Origin of the sequence: Cephaloticoccus primus (genome assembly GCF_001580015.1) — a bacterium.
GTDB lineage: Bacteria > Verrucomicrobiota > Verrucomicrobiia > Opitutales > Opitutaceae > Cephaloticoccus > Cephaloticoccus primus.
Genome location: NZ_LSZQ01000041.1, coordinates 92,619 through 115,158 on the forward strand (window position 1 = coordinate 92,619; position 22,540 = coordinate 115,158).

At 63.6% G+C, this 22,540-nt stretch carries 17 protein-coding genes and 1 tRNA gene; 8 read left to right on the forward strand and 10 right to left on the reverse strand.

Annotation, left to right across the window (positions count from 1 at the left end):
• Nucleotides 1–41: 41 nt before the first annotated feature.
• Nucleotides 42–611, reverse strand: coding sequence for a signal peptidase II (lspA, locus tag AXK11_RS05080; RefSeq protein ID WP_082780910.1), 570 nt, complete (start codon nt 609–611; stop codon nt 42–44).
• Nucleotides 612–821: 210 nt separating this feature from the next.
• Complete coding sequence (locus AXK11_RS10205) at nt 822–1,646, reverse strand: TraR/DksA family transcriptional regulator (RefSeq protein ID WP_231865762.1); 825 nt, start codon at nt 1,644–1,646, stop codon at nt 822–824.
• Between the two features lie 136 nt (nt 1,647–1,782).
• Here AXK11_RS10205 and AXK11_RS10210 point away from each other — a divergent pair, with 136 nt between their 5' ends.
• The gene (locus tag AXK11_RS10210) at nt 1,783–2,349 is read left to right on the forward strand and encodes a hypothetical protein (protein WP_231865763.1); all 567 of its coding nucleotides are present in this window, start codon (nt 1,783–1,785) and stop codon (nt 2,347–2,349) included.
• A gap of 32 nt (nt 2,350–2,381) precedes the next feature.
• Here AXK11_RS10210 and ileS read toward each other — a convergent pair whose 3' ends face one another.
• Both ileS and AXK11_RS05095 read right to left on the reverse strand, forming a co-directional pair.
• On the reverse strand, nt 2,382–5,396 hold the full coding sequence (gene ileS / locus AXK11_RS05090) for an isoleucine--tRNA ligase (RefSeq protein WP_068629942.1): 3,015 nt from the start codon (nt 5,394–5,396) through the stop codon (nt 2,382–2,384).
• A 191-nt stretch (nt 5,397–5,587) separates the two neighbouring features.
• Nucleotides 5,588–6,217 carry an HD domain-containing protein gene (locus tag AXK11_RS05095; RefSeq protein ID WP_068629994.1) on the reverse strand — a complete coding sequence of 210 codons (630 nt, stop codon included), beginning with the start codon at nt 6,215–6,217 and terminating at the stop codon, nt 5,588–5,590.
• Between the two features lie 209 nt (nt 6,218–6,426).
• Here AXK11_RS05095 and serA point away from each other — a divergent pair, with 209 nt between their 5' ends.
• The 5 genes from serA to thrC all read left to right on the forward strand — a co-directional run bounded on the left by serA (nt 6,427) and on the right by thrC (nt 12,963).
• Nucleotides 6,427–8,016: a phosphoglycerate dehydrogenase gene (gene serA, locus AXK11_RS05100; RefSeq protein ID WP_068629944.1), complete on the forward strand. Its 1,590-nt coding sequence runs from the start codon at nt 6,427–6,429 to the stop codon at nt 8,014–8,016.
• Between the two features lie 26 nt (nt 8,017–8,042).
• Complete coding sequence (gene plsY, locus AXK11_RS05105; protein WP_068629946.1) at nt 8,043–8,741, forward strand: glycerol-3-phosphate 1-O-acyltransferase PlsY; 699 nt, start codon at nt 8,043–8,045, stop codon at nt 8,739–8,741.
• A gap of 26 nt (nt 8,742–8,767) precedes the next feature.
• Nucleotides 8,768–10,132 carry a homoserine dehydrogenase gene (locus tag AXK11_RS05110; RefSeq protein WP_068629948.1) on the forward strand — a complete coding sequence of 455 codons (1,365 nt, stop codon included), beginning with the start codon at nt 8,768–8,770 and terminating at the stop codon, nt 10,130–10,132.
• A gap of 88 nt (nt 10,133–10,220) precedes the next feature.
• Nucleotides 10,221–11,456, forward strand: a complete 1,236-nt coding sequence (locus AXK11_RS05115) for an aspartate kinase (protein WP_068629950.1) — start codon at nt 10,221–10,223, stop codon at nt 11,454–11,456.
• 70 nt (nt 11,457–11,526) lie between these two features.
• On the forward strand, nt 11,527–12,963 hold the full coding sequence (gene thrC / locus AXK11_RS05120) for a threonine synthase (protein WP_231865764.1): 1,437 nt from the start codon (nt 11,527–11,529) through the stop codon (nt 12,961–12,963).
• 391 nt (nt 12,964–13,354) lie between these two features.
• On the opposite strand, the gene AXK11_RS05125 is transcribed toward thrC, so the two are convergent.
• Nucleotides 13,355–14,299 (reverse strand): shikimate dehydrogenase family protein, encoded by a 945-nt coding sequence (locus tag AXK11_RS05125; protein ID WP_068629952.1) that lies wholly within the window; start codon nt 14,297–14,299, stop codon nt 13,355–13,357.
• A gap of 220 nt (nt 14,300–14,519) precedes the next feature.
• A tRNA-Leu gene (locus tag AXK11_RS05130) sits at nt 14,520–14,604 on the reverse strand.
• 101 nt (nt 14,605–14,705) lie between these two features.
• Between AXK11_RS05130 and asd the strand changes: the two genes are divergently transcribed.
• Nucleotides 14,706–15,605 carry an archaetidylserine decarboxylase gene (gene asd / locus AXK11_RS05135; RefSeq protein WP_068629954.1) on the forward strand — a complete coding sequence of 300 codons (900 nt, stop codon included), beginning with the start codon at nt 14,706–14,708 and terminating at the stop codon, nt 15,603–15,605.
• A gap of 204 nt (nt 15,606–15,809) precedes the next feature.
• Nucleotides 15,810–16,664: a PEP-CTERM sorting domain-containing protein gene (locus tag AXK11_RS09420; protein WP_156469215.1), complete on the forward strand. Its 855-nt coding sequence runs from the start codon at nt 15,810–15,812 to the stop codon at nt 16,662–16,664.
• 147 nt (nt 16,665–16,811) lie between these two features.
• On the opposite strand, the gene AXK11_RS05145 is transcribed toward AXK11_RS09420, so the two are convergent.
• The 4 genes from AXK11_RS05145 to AXK11_RS05160 form a co-directional block, all read right to left on the reverse strand.
• Nucleotides 16,812–17,672: a carbohydrate ABC transporter permease gene (locus AXK11_RS05145; protein ID WP_068629957.1), complete on the reverse strand. Its 861-nt coding sequence runs from the start codon at nt 17,670–17,672 to the stop codon at nt 16,812–16,814.
• Between the two features lie 5 nt (nt 17,673–17,677).
• Nucleotides 17,678–18,553: a carbohydrate ABC transporter permease gene (locus AXK11_RS05150; RefSeq protein ID WP_068629959.1), complete on the reverse strand. Its 876-nt coding sequence runs from the start codon at nt 18,551–18,553 to the stop codon at nt 17,678–17,680.
• A 750-nt stretch (nt 18,554–19,303) separates the two neighbouring features.
• The gene (locus tag AXK11_RS05155) at nt 19,304–20,719 is read right to left on the reverse strand and encodes an ABC transporter substrate-binding protein (protein ID WP_068629961.1); all 1,416 of its coding nucleotides are present in this window, start codon (nt 20,717–20,719) and stop codon (nt 19,304–19,306) included.
• A 229-nt stretch (nt 20,720–20,948) separates the two neighbouring features.
• Entirely contained in the window at nt 20,949–22,289 is a 1,341-nt protein-coding gene (locus tag AXK11_RS05160) for an ABC transporter substrate-binding protein (RefSeq protein WP_068629964.1), read from the reverse strand.
• Nucleotides 22,290–22,540 lie beyond the last annotated feature (251 nt).

Sequence of the window (22,540 nt, forward strand, 5' to 3'; positions counted from 1 at the left end):
TGAGAGGCTCGTGCATTTCCCCTTGGAGGAACCAATGCAGATCAAGGCCGCCCATCGCTACGGGCCTCGGTGTTGAGCGAGTGCCAGAGGTAGAGGATGACGCCGATGCAGATCGCCGAGTCGGCTACATTAAAGGTCGGGTAGATGTAGCTGCCGAAGTGGAAGTCTAAAAAATCAATGACGTGGCCGTGCTGGAGCCGGTCGACGAGGTTACCGACGATGCCGCCGCAGAGCAGGCCAAAGGCGAGTTGGGCGCGGCGGGCGCGCAGCCCCAGGCTGAGCCGGAAAAAGTAAATCGCGCCCAAACTGACAAGCGCGACTCCTGCCAGTAGCGTGCTTTTCCCCGAGAGGATGCTCCATGCGGCGCCGGTGTTTCCGACGTGCACGAGGTGGAAAAAGCCGGGTATGATCGCAATCGAATAGTCGGGCCCGTAGCTGCCGAGCGGCATTTGCGCGATGATCCACCACTTGGTGGCTTGATCGAGGGCGAAGGTGCCGACGGCCAATACGAGCAGGAGACGATACGCGGAGATGCGCTGCCAGCGGGAGTGGAGGGGCGGCGGCGGCGGCGATCCGACCTTGCGCGAGGGAGCGTGTTGTCCGGCAGGCATGTTTCAGAGTGAGTGGAGAAAGTGAGCGCGTGAGGGAGCGGCAGCGGGGAGGGGGGCGCAGGCGCAAACAAACTGCGGCAGATGGGGGCAGGTGCTGCGTATGTGCGGACGGGCTGGCGTATGGTGAAAGAGAGAAAGGCCGGTCCGCGCACAAAATGCGGGCGGGCTCGACAGCGAGGGGGCGGGAGGGGCGGCCTGCGCTGCTGCCCCTTAATCGCTATCGGCATCCATGATTTTGCCGCCGTCTTCGCTGCCGAGCTCGCCGAAGAGGCCGGCCTGTGTGCGCACGCGGTAGCGGTTGCGCTCGATTTCCTTTTGCGCTTCGGCGGAATAGCGGGTGAAGGGCACGGCGAGGAGGCGGGGTTTGGCGATGGGTTTGCCGGTGACTTCGCAGATGCCGTAGGTGCCGCTGGTGATCCGCTTGATGGCGGCTTCGATCTCGGAGAGCGCCTCCTGCTCGGAGGAGACGAGCGAGAGGGCGAAGTCGCGGTCAAAGGTATCGGTGCCCGCATCGGCCATGTGCTGGCCGTAGGAGGAGAGGTCGCCGGCATCGTCTTTTGAGGAGCGCTTGAGTGTGTCCTCCGAGTGCTGGTCGATCTGGCCGGTGAGGTGCTCGCGCAGCTCAACAAGCAGCTTGTAGTAGCGTTTGAATTTTTCGGGCACGAGGGCGGCTTCGCGCGGCTCGGGGATGCTGCTGGCGGCGTCTTTGCCGTTGGGGTTGAAGCCCAGGATGTCGGCCAGTGAGGCCGCCTTGATGTGATTGGGCTTGGCGGCGGGGGCGGCGACAGGGGCTGCGGTGCCAGTGGCTTTTTTAGTCGTGGCGAGGCTCGCAGGCTTCGACGGCTTGGAAGGGGAGGGCTTGGGTGTTTCGCTCTTGGCAGCGTTGGACTCGGCGATGGCGCGCACCTCATCGAGCGAGAAGCTGATCGGGCGCGCGGGCGGCGTGCGCAGGGCGGCCTTCGCTGGTGAGCCTCCGCCATTGGACGTGCGCAGCGCAGCCTTAGCTGCCGAGCCACTACCACTGGGAGTGCGCAACGTGGCCTTGGTTGCCGCTGAGGCTCGCGGATTTGTCGCTGGTGCAGTGTGACTGCTGGATGTGCGCGGCGTGGGCTTGGTCGATTTGGAACCAAGCGTTGCCGGGCGGCCGCTGGCGAGGCCGCTGGGAGCTTTGGTGGCTTTGACCGTAGCGCGTGTGTTCGAGGTTGTGGGCTTAGGAGCCGTCGCTTTGGCAGAGCCCTTTTTAAGGGAGGGAGATTGGGCTGCCGTTACCGCTTTCTTGTTGGCCGCGCTCTTCGTCCCTTTTTTGGCCGGGCCGACTTTTTTCTTTGAGGCGGCGGGAGTCGCTGTCTTCGCGGCCTTGTTGGGGGCTTTGGCTTTCGGCTGTGCTGTCGATTTTTTTACAGCGGTGGAGCTGGGCTTCGCCGAGCTGCGTGCTGGTTTGGCCTTTGATGCGGTCGGCTTGGACGGCGCTACAGCTTTGGACTTGGGAGCCGTCCTGGCTGCTTTTGCAACGGGCTTGGGAGCGGTTTTGCCGACGTTTTTTTTCGGAGCAGCCGAGGGGGCGGCCTTGGTTTTCGCAGAGGGCTTTACCTTGGCGCTGAGAGCAGGTTTGGCGGCAGCGGACTTCTTCACCTTGGGCGCTGCTTTTGCCGAAGCGGTTTTCTTGGGTGTTGATTTTTTGGGAGCCGCTTTGGGCGCTGCCTTTTTCTTGGAGTTAGCCATGAGGAATCGTCGTTGAGGGTTTCGTTAAAGAGGAGGGGCGTTTGGGGGTTAAGCTGCGTGGGCGGTTGAAAGGGCTTCGGTACAGCGCGGACACACACCGCTTGCAGGATCGAGCGCGGGCTCCCAACGCCAGCAACGTGGACAGCGCACGAGCCCGGCTTCTTCGCCGGTGCGGACGAGAATGCGAAGGCCATCGCCGGACGGGGAACCGGCCTCGGCCTCCGCGGTGGAGGAGTCGCCCGCTGCGGTTTCGAGCGCGACTTGGGAGACGATAAAGAGCTCGGGGAGCGCCTCGCGGTAGCGTTGCAGCATGGCGAAGACCTCATCGGCGGCGCGGCCTGTAATCGTGATGACGGCGTCGAGCGATTTGCCGAGCTCGCCCGCGGCGCGGCGCGGCTCGATTTGCTGCGAGACTTGCGCGCGGACGCGGAGCAAGCGCTCGAACTCGTCTGCGAGTTTTTCGTCCCGCCACTCGGCGGGAGCACTCGGCCAGTCCTGGAGGTGGACGGAGTCGCTGGTGTACTCGCAGCCCGCCGTCGCGTAGCTCCAGGCTTCGTCGGTCGTGAAGCTGAGGATGGGCGCGAGCAGCCGGACGAGCGAGTGAAAGAGGTGGTAGATCGCGGTCTGCGAGGAGCGGCGCAGCGGGTGCGCGGCACCGAGCGTGTACAGCCTGTCCTTGAGGATGTCGTGGTAGATGGCCGAGAGCGTGACGGCGCAGAACTGGTTGCACAGTTGGTAGACGCGGTGGAACTCGTAGCGCGAGTAAGCGCGCGTGCACTCGTCGATCAGGGCGGCGCACTGGTGGAGTGCCCAGCGGTCGAGCGCGTCCATCTCGCCGAGGGGCACGGCGTCCTGGCCGAGCCGGAAATCGAAGAGATTGGAGAGCTGGAAGCGAAAGGTGTTGCGGAAGAGCCGGTAGGCCTCGCCCACGTTTTTCAGGATCTCGTCGTCCACCGGGATGTCGTCGCGGAAGTCCTGCGAGGCGATCCACAGCCGGATGACGTCGGCGCCGTATTGGCCGATGTAGGCTTCGGCAGTTTGCGGCTTTTGGTAGCTGCTGCTTTTGGAAATCTTTTGCCGGTCTTTATCGACGATGAAGCCGTGGGTGAGGACGGCCTTGTAGGGCGCCGCGCCGGAGGCGATCACGCTGTTCCAGAGCGAGGACTGAAACCAGCCGCGGTGCTGGTCGCTGCCCTCAAGGTAGAGATCGGCGGGCCAGTGCGTGCCGCCTTGGCCGCGGCGCAGGACGGCGGCCTGGGTGGAGCCCGAGTCGATCCACACGTCGAGAGTGTCGCGTCCGCAGCGAAGCTCGCTGGCGGGCGGCCAGTGCGCAGGGAGCGCGACGCCGTCGAGCAGCTCGGCTGCGCTGAGCGCGTACCAACAATTGGAGCCGTGCCGGGCCACACGGTCTGCGACCGCGCGGACGACATCCGCATCGAGGTAGGGCTGTTTGTCGGGGCCGTAAAATGCGACGAGCGGGACGCCCCACGCGCGTTGACGGCTGATGCACCAATCGGGGCGCGACTCGACCGCACCGCGAATCCGCGCTTCGCCCCAGGCGGGAATCCAGCCACCCGCCGCCGCGATTTTACCGATCTCGGCGAGCGCGATTTTCCTCGGCGTGGGCGCAGTCCCTTTTATCGGGGCGTACTGCGCGTTGGCGGCGCGTCCTGCGTTTTTCTCTTCGACGGATGCTTCTTCTGTCGCCGCGTGGTTCACCGTTTGTGCGGCGGCGTCTGTCGCATCGAGCGAGACGAACCACTGATCGACGGCGCGAAAGATGATCGGCGTCTTTGAGCGCCAGCAGTGCGGGTAGCTGTGCTCGTACTTGGCCTTGGCCAGGAGTGCGCCGGACTCGGCGAGTTTCTTCAGGACGGCGAGGTTGGCTGCCGAGGGCTTCCTGGCCTTGGCGTCTTCGGCGGTCTCGAGCGTGCTCAGCCCGACGAGCTCGGCGGGGATTTGCCCGTCGTCGAGGTAGCGGCCGTCGTCGCCCACGGGGCAGTAAATATCGAGGCCGTATTTGAGGCCGGTCTGGTAGTCTTCGGCGCCGTGGCCGGGGGCGGTGTGGACGGCGCCGGTGCCGCTCTCGGTGGTGACGTAGTCGGCGAGGACGATAGGTGAAGCGCGGTCGATGAAGGGATGTCGCGCGCGCAGTCCTTCGAGTTTTGCGCCCTCGAGTGTCGCGACGATGGCAGGCGCGGGCTCAAGCTTGGCGGCGGCGGCGACTGCCCCCAAAAGCGCCTGTGCAACGATGAGCCGCTCCGCGCCCGTGTCGGCCACGGCGTACTCGACCTGCGGGTGCAGCGCGATTGCGAGGTTGGCGGGGATCGTCCACGGCGTGGTGGTCCAGATGACGACCGAGAGCGGCTTGTCGGTGGGGAGGCCCACGCGCTGTGCTTCTGCGGCGGGGATGGGAAACTTTACCCAGATGGCGACCGAGGTGTGCGGCTTGTACTCGATCTCGGCCTCGGCGAGCGCGGTCTCAAAAGGAATCGACCAGTAAACGGGCTTCTTGCTGCGGTAGACGAGGCCCTGCTCCACGAATGCGGCAAAGGTGCGCAGGATATCGGCCTCAAACGCGGGGGACTTGGTTTTGTATTCGTTGTCCCAATCGGCGAGGACGCCGATCCGCTTGAACTGCGCCCGCTGCGTGGCGATCCACTGTTCGGAAAATGCATCGCAGCGCGCGCGCAGCTCGGCGGTCGTGAGCTCCAGATTCTGTGCGCGAATCTCGGCACTGACCTTTTGCTCGATGGGCAGCCCGTGGCAGTCCCAGCCCGGGACGTAGGGCGTGCGGTAGCCGCTCATCGACTTGAAGCGGTTTACGAAATCCTTGAGCGATTTGTTCAGCGCGGTGCCGATGTGGACGTCGCCGTTGGTGAAGGGCGGTCCATCGTGCAGGACGAAGCTTTTGTCGCTGTGCGCGCGCTTGCGCTGCATCGCCGCGAAGAGGTCGAGCTGCTCCCAATGCTTGAGGCGCGCGGGCTCGCGCTGGACGAGGTTGGCCCGCATGGGGAAGTCTGTTTTGGGGAGTAGCAGAGTGTCTTTCAGGTCTTGGGCCATGTGAGCGGAGCGCGGAAGGCTAGGGTGGGGGAACCCCTAGTCAAGGGAGGCGACGCGCCTAAATTGTGGGCCCGCTCTGCGCGCCGACCAGCGAACGGGCGGCTCCGGAAAAATCGTGTCTGCTGCTTGCGCGCACGCACCCGCCATCCCGCGCGCGCTCCGAAGCGCGCGGGCCACGCTTGCGCCACTCGCTACACCGGCTCCGCCGCGCCCAAACCGCGTTGAAAAGTGTCTCTGATGATTTGCTCGGCGTAGGCCCACAGAGCGGGCGCGCCTGCGGTGATTGTGGCGGCGTTGCGCTCGAAGATGCGCTCTTGGGTGATGCCGTGTTTTTGCCAGGCGGCGCCATCGGTCAGGCAATTCAGGAGTATCGGGTTGAGCCGATCACAGGCGGCGGCGAAGCGCGCCTCCGGCGTTTTCTGCGCCTCAAACTCATCCCATAACGCGCGGTAGTCGCGCGCCTGATCTTCCGGCAGGAGCCCGAAAATGCGCTCGGCAGCGCGCGCTTCGCGCTCGTGTTGGGCGGCGCGGGCGGCGGTGTCGTAGGCGAAGGTGTCGCCCGCATCGATTTCCACGAGGTCGTGGATCAGGGCCATCTTGATGACGCGCAAGACATCGAGCGTCTGGCCGTACTCGCCCGCGGCGTGCTCGGCCAGAGTCATCACCATGAGCGCGAAGTGCCAGGAGTGCTCGGCGCTGTTTTCGGCGCGGCGGCTCTGGCTGAGCAGCGTCTGGCGGGTGATCTCCTTCAGCTTATCGGCCTCGATGATAAACTGCATCTGCCTGGCGAGGCGCGCGGAGGGGGAGAGATCGGTAGACATTTCCCCGCCGAGTAAGTTTTGCGCGCTGGTTCGGGCAAGCGGCTTTGCGTCGGGCACAGGCTTGCGGAGCGTTTTGCCGGCAAGCCCCGAGCGAGCGTACAAACGGGCCCAATGCCCCCCCACCAGGAGGGGGTATGATTGTGACTCGCGGTTTTATTTGCGTTTGCCGAAGCGCAAACTCTAACTCGCCGCCTTTTTCCTGAAAACTGATGAAAATCCTCGTCGCCGACAAAGTCTCACCCAAGGGGGTCGAATACCTACGCCAGCAGCCCGGCCTAAGCGTGATCGAGGCTTACGGCTCCTCCCCGGAGCAAGTCCTGGAGCTCGTGCGCGACGTGCACGCGATCATCGTCCGCAGCGAGACCAAGATCACTGCCGAGGTGATCGCCGCCGCGCCGCTGCTCAAGGTCGTGGGCCGCGCGGGCGTCGGCGTGGATAATGTCGATGTCGAGGCGGCGACTGATCGCGGGATCATCGTCATGAATACGCCCTCGGGAAACACGATCGCGACCGCCGAGCTCACCTTTACGCACATCCTCTGCGGAGCGCGGCCCGTGCCGCAGGCTGCCGCCTCAATGCGCGAGGGGCGCTGGGATCGCAAAAACTTCTCGGGCGGCGAGCTGTTCCGCAAAACGCTGGGCGTCGTCGGCCTGGGCCGCATCGGTGGGGAAGTCGCCAAGCGCGCCCAGGCCTTTGGCATGCGCACGATTGCCTACGACCCGTACCTCGCGCCGAGCCGCGCCAAGGCGATGCAGGTCGAGGGCGTCTCGCTCGATGAGCTCCTCGCGCGGAGCGACTACATCACCGTGCACATGCCGCTGACCGAGGCGACGCACCACATGATCGACGAGGCCGCACTGGCGAAGTGCAAACGCGGCGTGCGCCTCTTCAACTGCGCGCGCGGCGGCATCATTAAAGAGGCGGCGCTGATCGCCGGCCTCCAGTCCGGCCAGGTCGCCGCCGCCGGGCTCGACGTGTTTGAAGACGAGCCGCTCGCCAAAGACAGCCCGCTGCGCTCGCTCCCGGGCGTCACGCTCACGCCGCACCTCGGCGCCTCGACTGCCGAAGCGCAGGAGAGCGTGGGGATCGAGGTCGCCGAGCAAATCGCTGACGTGCTCCAGGGGGGCGTCATCCGCAATGCGGTGAACATGCCCTCGCTCGACGCGGCGGCGCTCAAGATCCTGGGGCCCTACATGGAGCTCGGCCAGAGCCTCGGCGCGCTCGTCCAGCAGCTCGGGCCCAAGCAAATCGCCTCGCTCAACATCACTTATTGGGGCCGCGTGGTCGACCTCGACGCCAACGCGATCACCCGCGCGATCCAGCGCGGCTTCCTGCGCCAGATCAGCGGTGAAACGATCAACTATGTGAACGCACCCGTCGCCCTGAAGCGGCTCGGCGTGCAGTCGAAGGTTCTCAAGTCCACCGATGAGGTGGACTACACCGAGCTGATCTCTGTCGAAGCCGTGGCACCCGACGGCAGCAGCGCGGCCGCCAAGGGCACGCTCGTGGGCAAGACCGGCAAGTCGCGCGTCGTCGAGATCAACAACCGCGAGGTCGAGGTCGAGGCGGTGGGCAAGCTGCTCATCATCGAAAACCACGACCAGCCCGGCATGATCGGCTACGTGGGCAGCCTGCTCGGGCGCGACGGTGTGAACATCGCCAACATGTCGCTCAGCCGCATGGAGCCGGGCCAGACTGCGCTCATGGTGATCAACCTCGACAGCGAGCCCAGCGCGGCGACTCGCGCCGAGCTCAAGGGAAACCCCGCGATCAAGCTCGCGAAGTTTGTGCAGATATAAGGGGGGCCAATTCCCGTGCCGCAATCATGAGCCTGCTCTTCGCCGTTGCCGTTCTGGGTTACCTCCTCGGGGCGATCCCGTTTGGGTATCTCGTCGCGCGGGCCAGGGGCGTGAACATCTTTGAAGTCGGCAGCAAAAATCCGGGCGCGACCAATGTCCGCCGCGTCCTCGGCTCTGGCGCGGGCAACCTCGTCTTCGCGCTCGATGTGCTGAAAGGCGCACTGGCGGCGAGCTGGGCCCTGCACGCGCACAGCTCCGTGACGCTTAACGCGGCGGCCTTCGGCTTTCCCGGGCTCGGTACTGTCGAGGTTGCGGGCACCAGTTGGTACCCGCTCGGCGTGGCCGGCCTTTTCGGCGCGCTGCTCGGCCACAGTTTCTCGTGCTTCACAAAATTCCGCGGCGGCAAGGGCGTGGCGACTGGCGCGGGCGGCGTGTTGGTGCTCGTGCCTTTTGCGGGCTTCATCGGCGCGGTGGTGTGGCTCGCCACGTTTTACGCGACGCGCTATGTGTCGCTCGCCTCGATGCTGGCGGCACTCTCGCTGCCGCTCTCGACCTGGGCGCTCGGTCGCCCGGGCTGGCTCGCCGGCGTCACGGTGTTGATCGCCCTCTTTGTTATCTACCGCCACCGCGAAAACTGCCGCCGCTTGCTGAGCGGCACCGAAAACCGTTTTACGAAAAAGAAGGCCGCTGTGCCGCCGTCCCCACCGCCCCGAAAACCAGCCTGACTTACACCACTGCGACGACTCTCCCCATGAGTAACCAAGATACGGATCTCCCCGCTTCCCCTAATGCTGCGATCAACATCGGCCTCTGCGGTTTTGGCACGGTGGGGCAGGGCGTGTGGAAGCACCTCAAACGCGACCGCGCCGAGCTCGCGGCCCGCCTCGGCGTGCCGTTGCGCATCGCCGCCATCAGCGTGCGCGACCCGCAGCGCCCGCGCGCGATCAAGCTCCCCGCCAAGCTCCTGCGTGCTGACCCACTGGAGGTCGCCACCGATCCCGCGATCCCGATTGTATGCGAGCTGATGGGCGGCACCGCACTGGCGCGGCGCGTGACGCTGGCCGCGCTCAAGGCGGGCAAGATCGTCGTCTCGGCCAACAAGGCGCTGATCTGCGAGCACGGCGCGGAGATCTTTGCGACGGCCCGCAAGCACGGCGGCCACTTTTTCTTTGAGGCGAGCGTTGCCGGTGGCGTGCCGATCATCAAGGCGCTGCGCGAGGGCCTCATCGCCAATCGCTTCCCGCAGATTTACGGCATCCTCAACGGCACCTGTAACTACATCCTCACGCAGATGGAGGAGCGCGATGCGCCTTACGCCGAGATCCTCGCCGAGGCAAAGGCGCTGGGCTACGCCGAGGCCGACGAGGCGCTGGACGTCCAGGGCTGGGATGCCGCGCACAAGGCGGCCGTCCTCGCGTGGCTCGCGCACGGCCTCTGGGTGCCGCCCTCGCGCATGATCGTCGAGGGCATTGAGCGCGTGACCCCGGCGGACTTTAAAAACGCCGCGCAGCTCGGCTACAGCATCAAGCTGCTGGCGATCATCACGCGCGATTTTTCGACCGAAGAGCTTTCCGTAAAAGTGCACCCCGCGCTGCTCCCCGATAGCGACGTGATCGCCAGCGTGAACGGCGTTTACAATGCGATCTCCGTTACCGGCGACATCGTCGGCACGACGCTCTACATCGGCAAAGGCGCGGGGCAGGACGCCACCGCCAGCGCGGTGATCAGCGACATCGCCGATGCCGCCGCGCTGCTGCGCAGCGGCCGTTGCGCGCGGCTCCCCTCCGAGCTCGCACCGCTGCCCTCGGCGGCGGCGGCCCCGTCCACGGTAAAGCTCGCGCCACTGGAGCGAATCGAGGGCCGCTACTACCTGCGGCTCACCGTGCGCGACGAGCCCGGCGTTCTCGCGCGGATCGCCTCAGTCATGGCGCGCCACGCGGTCAGTATTTCCAGCGTGTTGCAGACGCCCTCCGAGTTTCCGGACATGGCCTCGCTCGTCCTCACCACGCACCAGGCCAACGAGCGCGCCATGCGCGATACCCTACGCCAGCTCGCTCGCCTCTCCATCGTCAGCGGCGCGCCGCTGCTCCTGCGCATCTGCGAGTTTAAGACCTGAGCAAAACTCGCCCTGCGCTCCCGCCCGCGCGCAACATCCCCCCATCCCTCCCCGTTTCCCCAGTCCCACTTTTTAGAAAAAGAAGCCCATGCCACGCATCGTCCAAAAGTATGGCGGCACCTCCGTCGGTGACGTCGAACGCATCAAAAAAGTCGCCGAGCGGATCAAGGCCACGCGCGAGCGCAGCGGCGGAGTCGTCGCTGTGGTCTCGGCCCGTGCGGGCGTGACAAACGAGCTGCTCGCCCGCGCCCACGCCGTCAGCGAAGAGCGTCCGCGCGAGCGCGAGCTCGACCAGCTCCTCGCGACCGGCGAGCAGGAAACCTGCGCGCTGATGGCGATGGCCCTGCACGGGCTCGGTGTCGAGGCCGTCAGCTACACGGGCGCGCAAGCCGGCATCCGCACGGATAGCGTGCACACCAAGGCGAAGATCAAAGTGATCAACCCCACGGCGATTGAGCGCGACTTGAGCGAGGGGCGGGTCGTCATCGTCGCCGGCTTTCAGGGGATCAACGAACACGGGCACACGACCACTTTTGGCCGCGGGGCCTCCGACCTCAGCGCCATCGCGCTGGCCGCCGCGCTCAAGGCCGACAAGTGCGAGATCTACACCGATGTTGATGGCGTTTACACCGCCGATCCGCGCGTCGTCTCAAACGCGCGCAAGCTCAACGAAATCGCCTACGACGAAATGCTCGAACTGGCCTCCTCGGGCTCGAAGGTGATGATGTCGCGCTCCGTCGAGCTCGCCAAAAAGTACAACGTCGTTTTCGAAGTCCGCTCCTCCTTTAACTACAACCCGGGAACCATCGTGAAAGAAGAAGTCGCCTATATGGAAAAAGTCGTCGTGCGCGGCGTGGCCGTCGATAAAGACCAGGCCAAGGTCATCGTGAGCAATATTTTGGACAAGCCCGGGAGTGCCGCCCAGGTCTTCCGCGCACTGGCCGATGCCAATGTGAATGTGGACATGATCGTGCAAAACGTGGGCCGTGGCGGCGTCGCCAACCTCACCTTCACGGTGCCGCAGGGCGACTCGCGCCGCGCGGTCGAGACGCTCCAGCCGGTGTTCAAGGCGATCGGCGGCGGCGAGGTCGCGATCGAGGAACACATCGCCAAGCTCTCCGTAGTCGGCGTCGGGATGCGCTCGCACTCTGGCGTGGCCGCGACGCTTTTTCAGACCCTCGCCGCAGCGGGGATCAACATCGAGATGATCAGCACCTCGGAGATCAAAATCTCCGTCGTCCTCGAGCAGGATCGCGCCGACGAAGCCGCGCGGCTCGCCCACGCGGCCTTCTACCTCGACAGCGAAGACGGCCAGCCGTCCTGAGCTGTGCGCCCATTTACGCGCCGCAGCCGCCGTTTTCCTTTCGCCCAAAATCGCTTGTCACATCCTCCCGTTGTCGCCGCCGCGCTCGCGGCTCACTCCCGCAGCCGCGCAGCCGCCCCCACGCGAACGCACACTGATACACCACACCATGCGCTTCATCTCCACGCGGGGCCTTGCCCAGCCGCTCAGCTTTTCCGATGCCGTCGCCACCGGGCTGGCCCCCGATGGCGGGCTTTTCCTGCCCGAGAAATTGCCCGACCTGTCCGCGCAGTGGCCCCCGATGGCGGGGCTCGGCTACGCGCAGCTCTGCCATGAGTTCATGCGGCACTTCGCGACCGACATTCCAGAGGAAACGCTGCGCCGCCTCGTCGGAAAAGCGTACCAGGGCTTCGACCACGCGGAGACCGCGCCACTCGTCGCGCTTGATGCGCGCACCTACGTGCTGGAGCTGTTTCACGGCCCCACACTCGCGTTTAAGGACTTCGCGATGCAGCTGCTGGGGAATCTCTACGAGCACCAGTGCGCGCAGCGCGGCGAGTCGATAAACGTCCTCGGTGCTACCTCGGGCGATACGGGGGCGGCGGCCATCCACGCGCTCCTCGGCAAGCCCGGCACTGCCATTTTCATCCTCTATCCAGACGGGCGAGTCTCGCCGCTCCAGGAGCGGCAAATGACCTGCACGGGCGCGGATAACGTCTTCGCGCTCGCGATTGACGGCTCCTTCGACGACGCGCAGGCCGCGCTCAAAACGATCTTCGGCGACACCGCGTTTCGCCTCAAAAACCGGCTCTCGGCAGTGAACTCGATCAACCTCGCGCGGGTGCTCGCCCAGTGCGTGTACTATCTGTATGCGTGGCTGCGGCTGCCGCAGGAGGCGCGCGCGAATGCCGAATTCGTCGTCCCCACGGGCAATTTTGGCAATGTGCTCGCGGGCTGGCTGCTCCAGCGGATGGGCGTGCCGATCCCCGCCTTTAAGGTGGCGACCAATCAAAACGACATCCTCTACCGGCTCTTCACGACGGGCGAGTACCGCGTGGCCGATGTGCAGCCGAGCCTCGCCCCATCGATGGATATCCAGGTCGCCTCAAACTTTGAGCGCTTCCTCTACTACCAGCTCGGCGGCGATGCCGCGCGGGTGCGGGCCGTCATGGCCACCTGCGCAAAAGACGGCGTGTACCGCTTCGACAAATTCGAGCACAGCACCTTTAGCGCGAGCCGTTGCAGCGATGCCGAGATTCCCGGGATCATCGCCCACGTGCGCCGCCGCTATGGCTACCTCGTCGATCCGCACACCGCCTGCGCGTTTAAAGACCTCTCGCCCGAGAAGGTCAGCGTCGTGCTCGCGACGGCCAGCCCCGCCAAGTTTCCCGAAACGATCCGCGAAGCCATTGGCGCCGAGCCCAAGCACCCGCGCCTGGAAGCCCTGCGCAAACGCCCGATCCACAAGCACAAACTCCCCGCGAGCGTAGAGGCGATCACCCGCTTCGTCGAAGCCCACGCGGTCTAGCCTCCACTGCGCGTGGGGCGGGAGGGTGGCCCTACGCGGGCGGCGGGGTCGCAGACCCTTTTATTTTGCGAGCCGCTCGTTGGCGGCTCGTCGGGGTCGCCACTTCCGTTGAATTTGCGATTTCGCCCGTGCGCTTTGCGCCCGACCAAAATCGCAAATTTAACGGTACCTCCCCCAGTCGCGTTACGACTGGGGATGAGGAATCAAATGCAGATGGAGCGAAAACCCATTTGGGCGCGGCGAAAGAGTTTACGGGTTAAACTCCTGCCCGACCGGAGGTCGGGAGTTCCTTACTGTGCGGCTTGTTCGTCGGGCGGAACGCCCGACAGCAAGCCGCACAGTAAATGGGTGCAGGCACCGCCTGCCGCCCCACGCGCAGTGGACTATCGGTTTACTGCGTGCGCAGTGCGGCCTGCATGAGTGGGGCGATCTGCTCCGCGCTGATTCCGCTCCAGATTTCCAGCGCCTTGGCCCCCTGATGGACGAGCATGGCCGCGCCGTTTGCGGTGGGGGCCCCAAGTTCGCGAGCCGTGCGGAGGAGTGGCGTTTCTGGTGGATTATAAATCATGTCGTAGACGCTGATTGGGCGGGGAAGCGTTTTCAGGTTAATCGGCGCAGCGTCGCCCTCGTGCAAACCGAGTGCCGTTGCGTTGATGACGAGCGCGCCCTCTGGAAAGTGGGGCGGTATAGCGTTGGCCGGAGCGAATCCGTGCAAGTCGGCTTGCCCGGCCAAGGGCCGCAGCGCATCCAGCAGGGTTTCCAGATTTTCCTGACTGCGATTGGCGATCCATAGCGCGGGACAGCCGCGCTGCAAACACTCGACTGCCGCGCCGCGCGCGGCGCCTCCCGCGCCCAGCAAAAGCACGGGCTGCGCGCCCAAGTCGAGTCCCAGCGCTTCGCGCACCGCCGCGGCCAGCCCGTAGCCATCGGTGTTAAATCCGCGCCAGCCTGCTTCCGTGCGCAGCAGCGTATTGACGGCCCCCACGGCTCTGGCGGGCGGGTCGATCTCGGCAACTTCTCTCAGTGCGAGCACCTTGTGCGGCACCGTGAGGTTTAGCCCGCGAAAACCGCGCGCATGCAGCAGCCGCAGGGCCCGCGCCAAATCTTCGGGCGCAATGTCGAAGGCATGGTAGCGCCAGTCGCCAATGTGCACGGCCTTTGGCGAGACTGCACCGCTCCGCGCAAGTGCCGCCAGCGCGCCATTGTGCATGCGCGGCGACAGCGAATGCGCAATGGGATGGCCCAACACCGCCAGCGAGTTTGGCGAAAACTCGCCCTTCCCAGTCTCAAGATCGGCGAGCGTCAGCACCCGATTCGTATCCCTGAAATCATTCATCCGCCACAGCTAGCCGCAGCCTTCCTTCGCCAACAACTGCGGAAAGTGGAATATTGGCTCCAAGGTGCCGGAGGGTACCTTCCGCTTGCGGGCAAATTTGCGCCTAACCGTTGCGCTGTGGGTCCTTGATGCGAGAACCCTGCGCGGCCAAGGGATCGGCCTTTCGGGCGAGCGCATCTTCCGCATACCGCCGCCCTCAACCAAAACGGTCTGCGACCGTTACCCGGGGTGGGGGTCGAACCCACAAGCCTTTAAAGGGCGGCAGATTTTGAGTCTGCTGCGTCTGCCAATTCCGCCACCCGGGCAATCGAGTTGCGAGGGCGCGCAAACTAGGCGCGCGCGAAATGCTGTAAACTCGAAACTGGTTAGTTTCGCAGGAAGTCCCCAGCGTGGCGCTTTTCTCCTCATGGCTGCCGACCCGATCCGCTTTTTTAACCGCTATACCCAAGCGCTCGAAACCGAGCAGGTTTTCGGGGAGAAGTGGCTGCGCTTTGCCTACGGAAACCCGCTGGGGCGGGCCGGAGTGTGGCTGCTGGCGCGGCGCAAGCTTTTCTCCGCCTACTACGGGTGGAAGATGAACAAGCGGCGCAGCCAGTTGCGGGTGCTGCCCTTCATCACGGAGTACGATATGGACGTCGAGGAGTTCGCCAAATCGGCCTTCGACTACCGCAGTTTTAACGAGTTTTTCTACCGCGCGTTGAAGCCCGAGTGCCGCCCGATTGCGGCAGGCGAGGGCGTGGCCGTGTTGCCCGCCGACGGGCGGCACCTCGCCTTTCCCGATGTCGATGCGGCCGACGGGTTTTACGTGAAGGGGGCGAAGTTCGCGCTGGCCGAGCTTTTGGGAGACGCCGACCTGGCGAGCGAGTTTGCCGGTGGGGCGATGCTGATCTCGCGGCTCTGTCCGGTGGATTACCACCGCTTTCATTTTCCGGTATCGGGGCAGCCCGCTGCGGCGCGGTTGATCAACGGCTGGCTGTACTCGGTGAGCCCGATCGCGCTGCGCCGCCGGATCCGCTACCTCGTCGAAAACAAGCGGATGCTCACGCTGATCGAGACCGCAGCGTTTGGCCGCGTGGCGATGCTCGAAGTCGGTGCGACCAATGTCGGCAGCATCCGGCAAACCTATGTGGAAGAGCGCACCGTCACCAAAGGTGAAGAGAAAGGCCTCTTCGCCTTCGGCGGCTCCTGCGTGATTACCCTATTTCAGAGAAACCGGATCACCTTTGCCCCTGACCTCGTAGAACAAAGCGCAGCTTGCACCGAAACCTACGCCCACATGGGCGATGTGTTGGGCACGGTGTATTAAGTAAAGGTACATTCAGGTGAACTTATGATTGGCTACAGGTATGTAATGAGTTTATTTGCCTGTAATTAGACTTGATTGAGGGATGGGGAATATGGGGTGAGTACCTATATATATAATAATAAATTCATTTCCTCATATCTGTTTTATACTATACTTTCCCTGTCGACCGTTATTAGCTGTCACAGCTCCCCTCTCCCCATAAGTGTGAGTTATTTAAATACCGATAGTCAGCTAGCTATTATTGGGAAAGAAGGGATTGTTGACCCTGGGTATAACATTAACCTGGGAGAGGTGACCTCAACTGAGGATTTTATTAATGTATTTTCTAACAGAGAGAAAGGTGATGATCATTTTTGGGTTAATGCTATTTTTAGAGATCATCCTTCCCATAAGGTTGGACTGCGTTTTGTGAAAAATGGCGGGAGGCCTGTTTTTCTATATTTAGTAGGCAATCAAAGTAATACCTTTACAGGAGATGTGATTGTTGAGGGGCAGGCCGTCGTGGACTTTGTGAAAGGCGGAGGAGCGAGAGGGGCTAATGGTAATTTGTTCGCAAGTAACGGGGGGACTATTGGTGTCGGCCTTAGTAATCAGATTTCCAGTAAGTCCCATATGAATTTAAGAAATAGAGGAAGATTTGTTATTTGGGGCTTAGGCTCTATAACTAGTGATACCGTACAAAGTCTTAAGAAACTGACCGTTGATGAAGGGCGAGGTGTTGTTGAGTTTTCACGGTTATATAACCATGATAGAAGATTTCTGTACTTGGATGATTTGATGATAGCTGATGGGGCGGGGCTGGATATTCGGGGCTGGGAGGAAGGTTTCAGCTATTTACTTGTGCGCAAGGACAGCAAGCACCTCGCCGATGCACTGAAGAAAATAACATTCGATGGCTATCTGCCCGGTCGCGTGCACTTGGAGGACTTTAACAAAGACTATTGGCAAATCTCCGGCACTCCCGAGCCCGCTACCTATGGGGCGATTTTTGCGGGGGCCGGGGTGGGCCTGATTGTCTGGCGGAGGCGCAGGTGGTGCGGGAGGGCACGGGCTGAGTAGCGCCTGTGGGAGTACGCCGGTGGCCCGATTTTTGTGTGGGGGCAAAAAAAAAGAGGCGCGTCCGATTCGGACGCGCCTTTTCCTTTCTTTTGGGCGGGAACGCGCTGGAGGGCACCAGTGCGCGTGCTTGGCTCGTTTGCTTCTTGCTCAGCCCTTGACGGCGCCGCCGGTCAGGCCAGCGATGAATTCGCGCTGGAGCAGCAGGAAGATGCACATGACGGGGGCGATTGAGACAATCGTGCCGGCCATGATCAGGCCGTAGTCGGTGCCATAAATTCCCTTAAGACTGTTGAGCGCGACGGAGAGCGGCTGGAGGTCGGGCGACTGGAGGATGATCTGCGGGCTGATGAAGTTGTTCCAGGTGCCCATGAAGCTGATCATGAGGTAGGCTCCCATCATCGGGCGCACGAGTGGGAGCACGAGGCTGAAGAAGATGCGGGCTTCGTTGGCCCCGTCGATGCGGGCGGCTTCGAGGAGTTCGCTGGGGATGCCGTTGAGCATCGCTTGGCGAAAGAGGAAGACGCCGAAGGCGGGAGTGATCCCGGGGAGGATGAGGCCGGTGTAGGTGTTGAGCAGGCCGAGCTGGTAGAGGAGCTGGAAGCCGGGGGCGAGGAGCAGCGGCCCGGGGATGATGAGCGCCACGAGGACGACCATGGTCACAAACTCGCGCCCCTTGAAGTGGAGCTTCGAGAGCGCGTAGCCGCCCATCGAGCAGAACAGGACGGTGAGGCTGGAGGTGACGGAGGCGAGGAAGAGCGAGTTGAGCATGGCTCGCGAGATCTTCAGCTCGGTGAAGAGCCGCACGAAGTTGTCGATCGTGATGCGATCCCAGCCGATGCCGAGGAAGCCGTCGCCCGCGGGCAGGAAGAGCGTGGCGGCGTAGTCGAACTTGGTCTTCAGTGCCCCCGCGAGCATGTGCGCGAAGGGGATCAGGGTGATGATGGCGAAGATGACGAGCAGGACGTAGACCGTCACCTCCGCGATTCGTTTTACTTGGGAAACGCTCATAAATATCAGTCCTCCTTGCGCTTGAGAATCAGGCGTTGGATGTAGGCGATGCCCATCAGGATGAGTGCGAGGACCCAGCCGATGGTGCTGGCGTAGCCGAGGTCGCCGGTCTGGAAGCCGGTTTGGTAAAGGTACATGACGATGGTGAGCCCGCGGTTATCGGGCCCGGCGGAGTCGCCGAGCATGATCCAGCTCAGCTCGAAGAGCTGGAAGCTGCCGATGATGGACAGCAGCGTGACGAAGCCCGCCACGGGAGTGATCTCGGGCAGCGTGATGTGCCAGAAGCGGTTCCACGGGCCCGCGCCGTCGATCTCGGCGGCCTCGAGCAGCTCCTTGGAAACGTTTTGGAGGGCGGCGAGGAAGTAGACCATGTTGAAGCCCGCATACATCCAGGTGGAGGCGATGATGAGGGCGGTCATGATGTAGTTTTGCGTCCACGCGAAGTCGGGATCCCAGGCGGAGGTGATGTTGTGGAGCATCACGTTGAGCAGGCCGGTGCGCCGCTCAAAGATGGGCGCGAAGAGCATCGCGACGAAGGGCAGGCCGACGAGCGAGGGCGCGAAAAAGGTGAGCCGAAACAGGGCGCGGCCTTTGAGCCCGGGGCGGTTGAGCAGGACGGCGAGGCCGAGGGCGATAGGGAGCTGGAAGACGAGCGTGCCGACGGCGAACTTGATCGTGTTGGCAGTGGCCTTCCAGAAGAGCGGATCGGTGAGCAGGAACTTGAAGTTGTGCAGGCCGACCCACTGGGAGTGCCCGGGGCCATAGGTCTGCTGCATGGCGAGCACCATCGAGTGAATCAGCGGCCAGACGGCGAAGAGCCCGAACAGGCCGAGGAAGGGGAACAGAAAAACCCAAGGGGCGTAATTCCAGCGAGTAGTCATGAGTGGGGGTTCTCTCTCTTAGACGGGGTTATCCCACCGATCCCTTAACGCCGCAGGGGGGCTTGCGCGACGAGTCGTGGGGCGGCGTCTCGCGCTGCGTTATCCGGGGCAATAAATGCAGAGCGACCAGTGGGGCGGTGGGCTGACATAAATTAAACTAAGCGGGGGTAGGGTGGGGTAGGAGCAGCAGGCTTGGGGAGCGCTGCGAACGTGGCAACTTGTAGTTGACCAGTAATATTTCTTAGGGGCCTGAGGGGTAGGCGGTAGAGGATGTGATTGGCACGTTTTGGGGAAGCAAAAAATGCAGCGACGGAGCCGGGGCCTCCCACACTAATCCACTGCGCGTGGGGCGGTGGCGTGGCGCCACGTGCCATTGAATTTGCGATTTTGTCCGTGCGCGGTGCGCCCGAACAAAATCGCAAATTTAACGGGACATCCCCCAGTCGCGTTGCGACTGGGAATGAGGCCTCAAATGCGGATGGAGCGCATACCCATTTGGGCGAGTTTTTAGGTTAACGGGCAAATGTTTCTTTGACGCGACGGCCCGGTCTGCGACCGCGACGTCGCGCTCAATAAAGCGGTCGAAGACCGTGCGGCTTGTTCGTCGGGCGGGACGCCCTGACAGCAAGCCGCACAGCAAATGGCAGGGGGCACTGACGAGCCGCCAACGAGCGGCTCGCAAAATAAAAGGGTCTGCGACCCCGCCCCGCCACCGCCGCCCGCGTAGGGCCCACGCGCAGGGGGAGGCTCTCACTCTTCCAACAGGAGGTTGCGCGACATCAGGCGGGTGAGCTCGGCCTGGCCTTTGGCGAGGAGGCGCAGGGCCTCGGGCTTTAGCGCTTCGGCATCGTAGATCGCGTGTTGTTCGGCGTAGTCGCGCAGGGCCATCGCGGCGATGCCGATGTATTGCTCCGCGCTCGTGGTGTAGGGTGAGGAGGTGCGGATCGGGATCTGTGGCGCGTGGTCGATGTACAGCCGCCCCACCGCCTGGCCGCGGAAAAAGGGATCGGGCTCGTCGTAGAACGGCTCGTCCCAGAGGGGCTTTACGGGCGAGATGATGCAGTTGGTTTTGTAGAGTGATTCGGCGACCTCGGCGGAGGTGTACAGGTGCAGGGCGACTTCCCAGGCCAGGTCGATCTGGCTGCTGGTTTTGCTGATGCCGATCATGCAGCCTTGGGCGACGCTCACGCGCCGACCGCCGCGCTCCCAGGCGGGCAGCGGCATGACTTTGAGTTTTCCGCTGAGGCCCGGGTTTTCGATTTTCCACATGCCGAGCAACCAGTCTGGGGCGATCCAACCGATGGCGGCCCCATCGAGCCGCTGGCGGTGCGCGGAGGCCGAGGCGGTGCCGCCGAGCTCGACCGTGCTGCGGCCCGGGCCGGTGACCCAGGTCGCGAGCGTGGCGAGTACGTGCGCGTTGCGCTCGTTGGCGAAGATCGGCGCGCCGTGTTCGTCGAAAATCTCCCCGCCGTTTTGGAGCATGAGCATGACGATTTCTGCGGCGCGGATTTCGGAAAATTCGAGCGAATAGCGGTCGGGCCGCCCATCGCCATCGTGGTCGGCCATGAGCGGGCGCATCACGCGGAAGTAGTCGTCCCAGGTCTCGATCTCGCGGACGTCGATTCCGGCGGCCTCGACGATATCGGCACGGTACGCGAGGAGTACCGGGTGCACGTCGTGCGGGATGCCAAAGATGCGGCCGCGCGAGGTGTAGGGGGCGAAGGAGGCTTCGTTGATTTTTTCGTAAATGCCCTCGGTGTGGAGCCGGTCCGTCATGTCGTAGAAGCCGACCTGGTCGAGCGGGCCGAGAAAGGCTTTGGGCGAGACGACGGAGCTGACCTCGAGCAGATCGGCGACGGGCGTGCCGGTAAGGAAGCCGGAGAGCATGCGCCGCTCAAAGGCGCTTTGCTGGATCATCTGCATGTCGATGCGCTTCTCGGGGTGCTGGCGGTTCCACTCGGCCACGCTGGGGACGTAGGCGGTGTAGTGGTTTAGCCGCATCGTCCAGAATGGCAGTCCTTCGCGGCGCTCTTCGGGCAGCAGCGCGACGGCGAGACTCGTCGCAATGGCGATCACGAGGATGAGGGCGCGTCCAGAGGGCAGGCCGGGCAGGAGGCGCGCGGGCCATCCCTTCCGGCGTGCGGCGTTTGTGTGTGGTGGAGTCATCGGGGTTTTCCGGTCGGCTTTACAAAACATCACGTGGGGTGGCGCGGGCGGTTGGCAAAGGCGGCCCGCTGGGGGCTTTCACTACGGCGGCGGGCGTGCGCTGGGAGTTTTTCGTATCCGCTGGATTCGTGCTGCGACGCGGCGCGTGCGAGGTGAGGTGGCCGCAGAGGAGGCAACATGCGCGCCGCTGGGGAAGCGCAAGTTGCGCGGGGGGCGCAGGGGGCGCAGCTCAGGGCTGCTGGCGCTGCTCGGTGAGAAATACGTTTCGCGAAATCAGTTTGCGGAGGCCGTCCTGCGCTTCGTTCAGCAGGCGCAGGGCTTCGGTCTGGAGGCGGGGCACGTCGTAGATTCGGTGCTCATCGGCGTAGTCGCGCAGGGCCATGGCGACGCTGCCGATGTAGTCCTCGGCGACGGGGTTGTAGGGCGAGGAAGGGCGGTGGGGGACGTGCGGCGCTTGCTCAATGTAGAGGCGGCCACTGGGCTGGCCACACACGAAGGGATCAGGCTCATCGTAAAAAGGCGCGTCCCAAAGCGCCTTGACGGGCGAGATGATCGAGCTGTCGCGGTAGGTTTGCTCGGCGACTTCGATAGAGGTGTAGAGGTACTTCATGACCTCCCAGCAGGTCTCGATGTGCGGGCTCTTCTTGTTGATGCCGATCATGGTGCCGCCGCGCACGGTGGTGCGCCGCCCGCCGGGCTCCCAGGCGGGCAGCGGCATGAGTTTGATCTTTCCGCCGATCTGCGGGTTCTCGACCTTCCAGTAGCCGAGCATCCAGTCGGGCATGATGACGCCGACGACGAGCCCTGCGAGCCGCTGGCGGTGCGCGCCGAGCCCACTGGTGTTGGCGGTGACGCGCCGCGGGCCGGTGACCCAGGTCGTGAGCGTGGCCAGCGTGAAGGCGTTGCGCTCGTTGGCAAAGATGGGCCAGTCGTTTTCGTCGAAGAGGACGCCGTCGTTTTGCAGCAGCAGCATGATGATCTCCGAAGTGTGGTACTCGGAGAACTCCAGCAGGTAGCGGTCGGGGCGCCCGTCGCCGTCGAGGTCCTGGATCAAGGGCTGCATCACGCGGAAGTAGTCCTCCCAAGTCTCGATCTGGGAAACGTCGATCCCCGCGGCCTCGACAATGTCGGCGCGATAGCAGAGCAGCGCGGGGTGCACGTCGTGCGGCAGTCCGTAGATGCGCCCGCGCGAGGTGAAAAACGAAAAGGACGGCTCGTTAAACTGCTCGTAAATCCCCTCGGCGTGGAGCCGCTCGGTGAGGTCGAGGAAGCCGATCTGCTCGGGCGGGCCGAGGAAGGCGCGCGGGATGACGCTCACGTCGGATTCGAGCAAATCGGCGAGCGGGGTTTCCGATAAAAAGCCCGAGAGCATCCGCCGCTCAAACGCGCGGGTGTGCAGCAGTGAGGCCGCGACCTGCTTGTCCGGATGGCGTGCATTCCACGCTGCGATTTTGGGCAAGTAGGCTTCGTAGTGCCGATACGCCGTGAGCCAGAAGGGGATGCCCTCAGCCTTTTTCGTCGGCAGCAGCACAACGAGTGCCGTACTGGCGAGCGCCAGCCCGAGGATCACGAATATCCCGGGCGACAGGAGTTTGAGACTGGAGAGGCGGCTCCCTCCGTTGCGCGCCGGAGTTAAGGGAGCTGGAGCGTTTGGAGTGCTTGGGGAATCCTCAGAGTATGAGGCCGCAAAAGGGCTGGGTGAGGTTTTCACTGTGGGGTAATCGGGGTAAGGAAAGCCCAGCGCTTCGCCCCATTTCCCGCGACAGAAAAATGCCCCCAAGTCACTCCGAAAATTTACGCACCTGACTATGCGATAAATAC

Bases quoted from the DNA above. Each gene is read 5' to 3' on its own strand.
- plsY (WP_068629946.1), top strand. From the start codon at position 8,043: ATGAGCCTGCTCTTCGCCGTTGCCGTTCTGGGTTACCTCCTCGGGGCG.
- AXK11_RS05125 (WP_068629952.1), bottom strand. From the start codon at position 14,299: ATGAATGATTTCAGGGATACGAATCGGGTGCTGACGCTCGCCGATCTT.
- AXK11_RS05095 (WP_068629994.1), bottom strand. From the start codon at position 6,217: ATGTCTACCGATCTCTCCCCCTCCGCGCGCCTCGCCAGGCAGATGCAG.
- ileS (WP_068629942.1), bottom strand. From the start codon at position 5,396: ATGGCCCAAGACCTGAAAGACACTCTGCTACTCCCCAAAACAGACTTC.
- serA (WP_068629944.1), top strand. From the start codon at position 6,427: ATGAAAATCCTCGTCGCCGACAAAGTCTCACCCAAGGGGGTCGAATAC.
- AXK11_RS05145 (WP_068629957.1), bottom strand. From the start codon at position 17,672: ATGAGCGTTTCCCAAGTAAAACGAATCGCGGAGGTGACGGTCTACGTC.
- asd (WP_068629954.1), top strand. From the start codon at position 14,706: ATGGCTGCCGACCCGATCCGCTTTTTTAACCGCTATACCCAAGCGCTC.
- AXK11_RS05155 (WP_068629961.1), bottom strand. From the start codon at position 20,719: ATGACTCCACCACACACAAACGCCGCACGCCGGAAGGGATGGCCCGCG.
- AXK11_RS05150 (WP_068629959.1), bottom strand. From the start codon at position 18,553: ATGACTACTCGCTGGAATTACGCCCCTTGGGTTTTTCTGTTCCCCTTC.
- AXK11_RS05115 (WP_068629950.1), top strand. From the start codon at position 10,221: ATGCCACGCATCGTCCAAAAGTATGGCGGCACCTCCGTCGGTGACGTC.
- AXK11_RS05110 (WP_068629948.1), top strand. From the start codon at position 8,768: ATGAGTAACCAAGATACGGATCTCCCCGCTTCCCCTAATGCTGCGATC.
- lspA (WP_082780910.1), bottom strand. From the start codon at position 611: ATGCCTGCCGGACAACACGCTCCCTCGCGCAAGGTCGGATCGCCGCCG.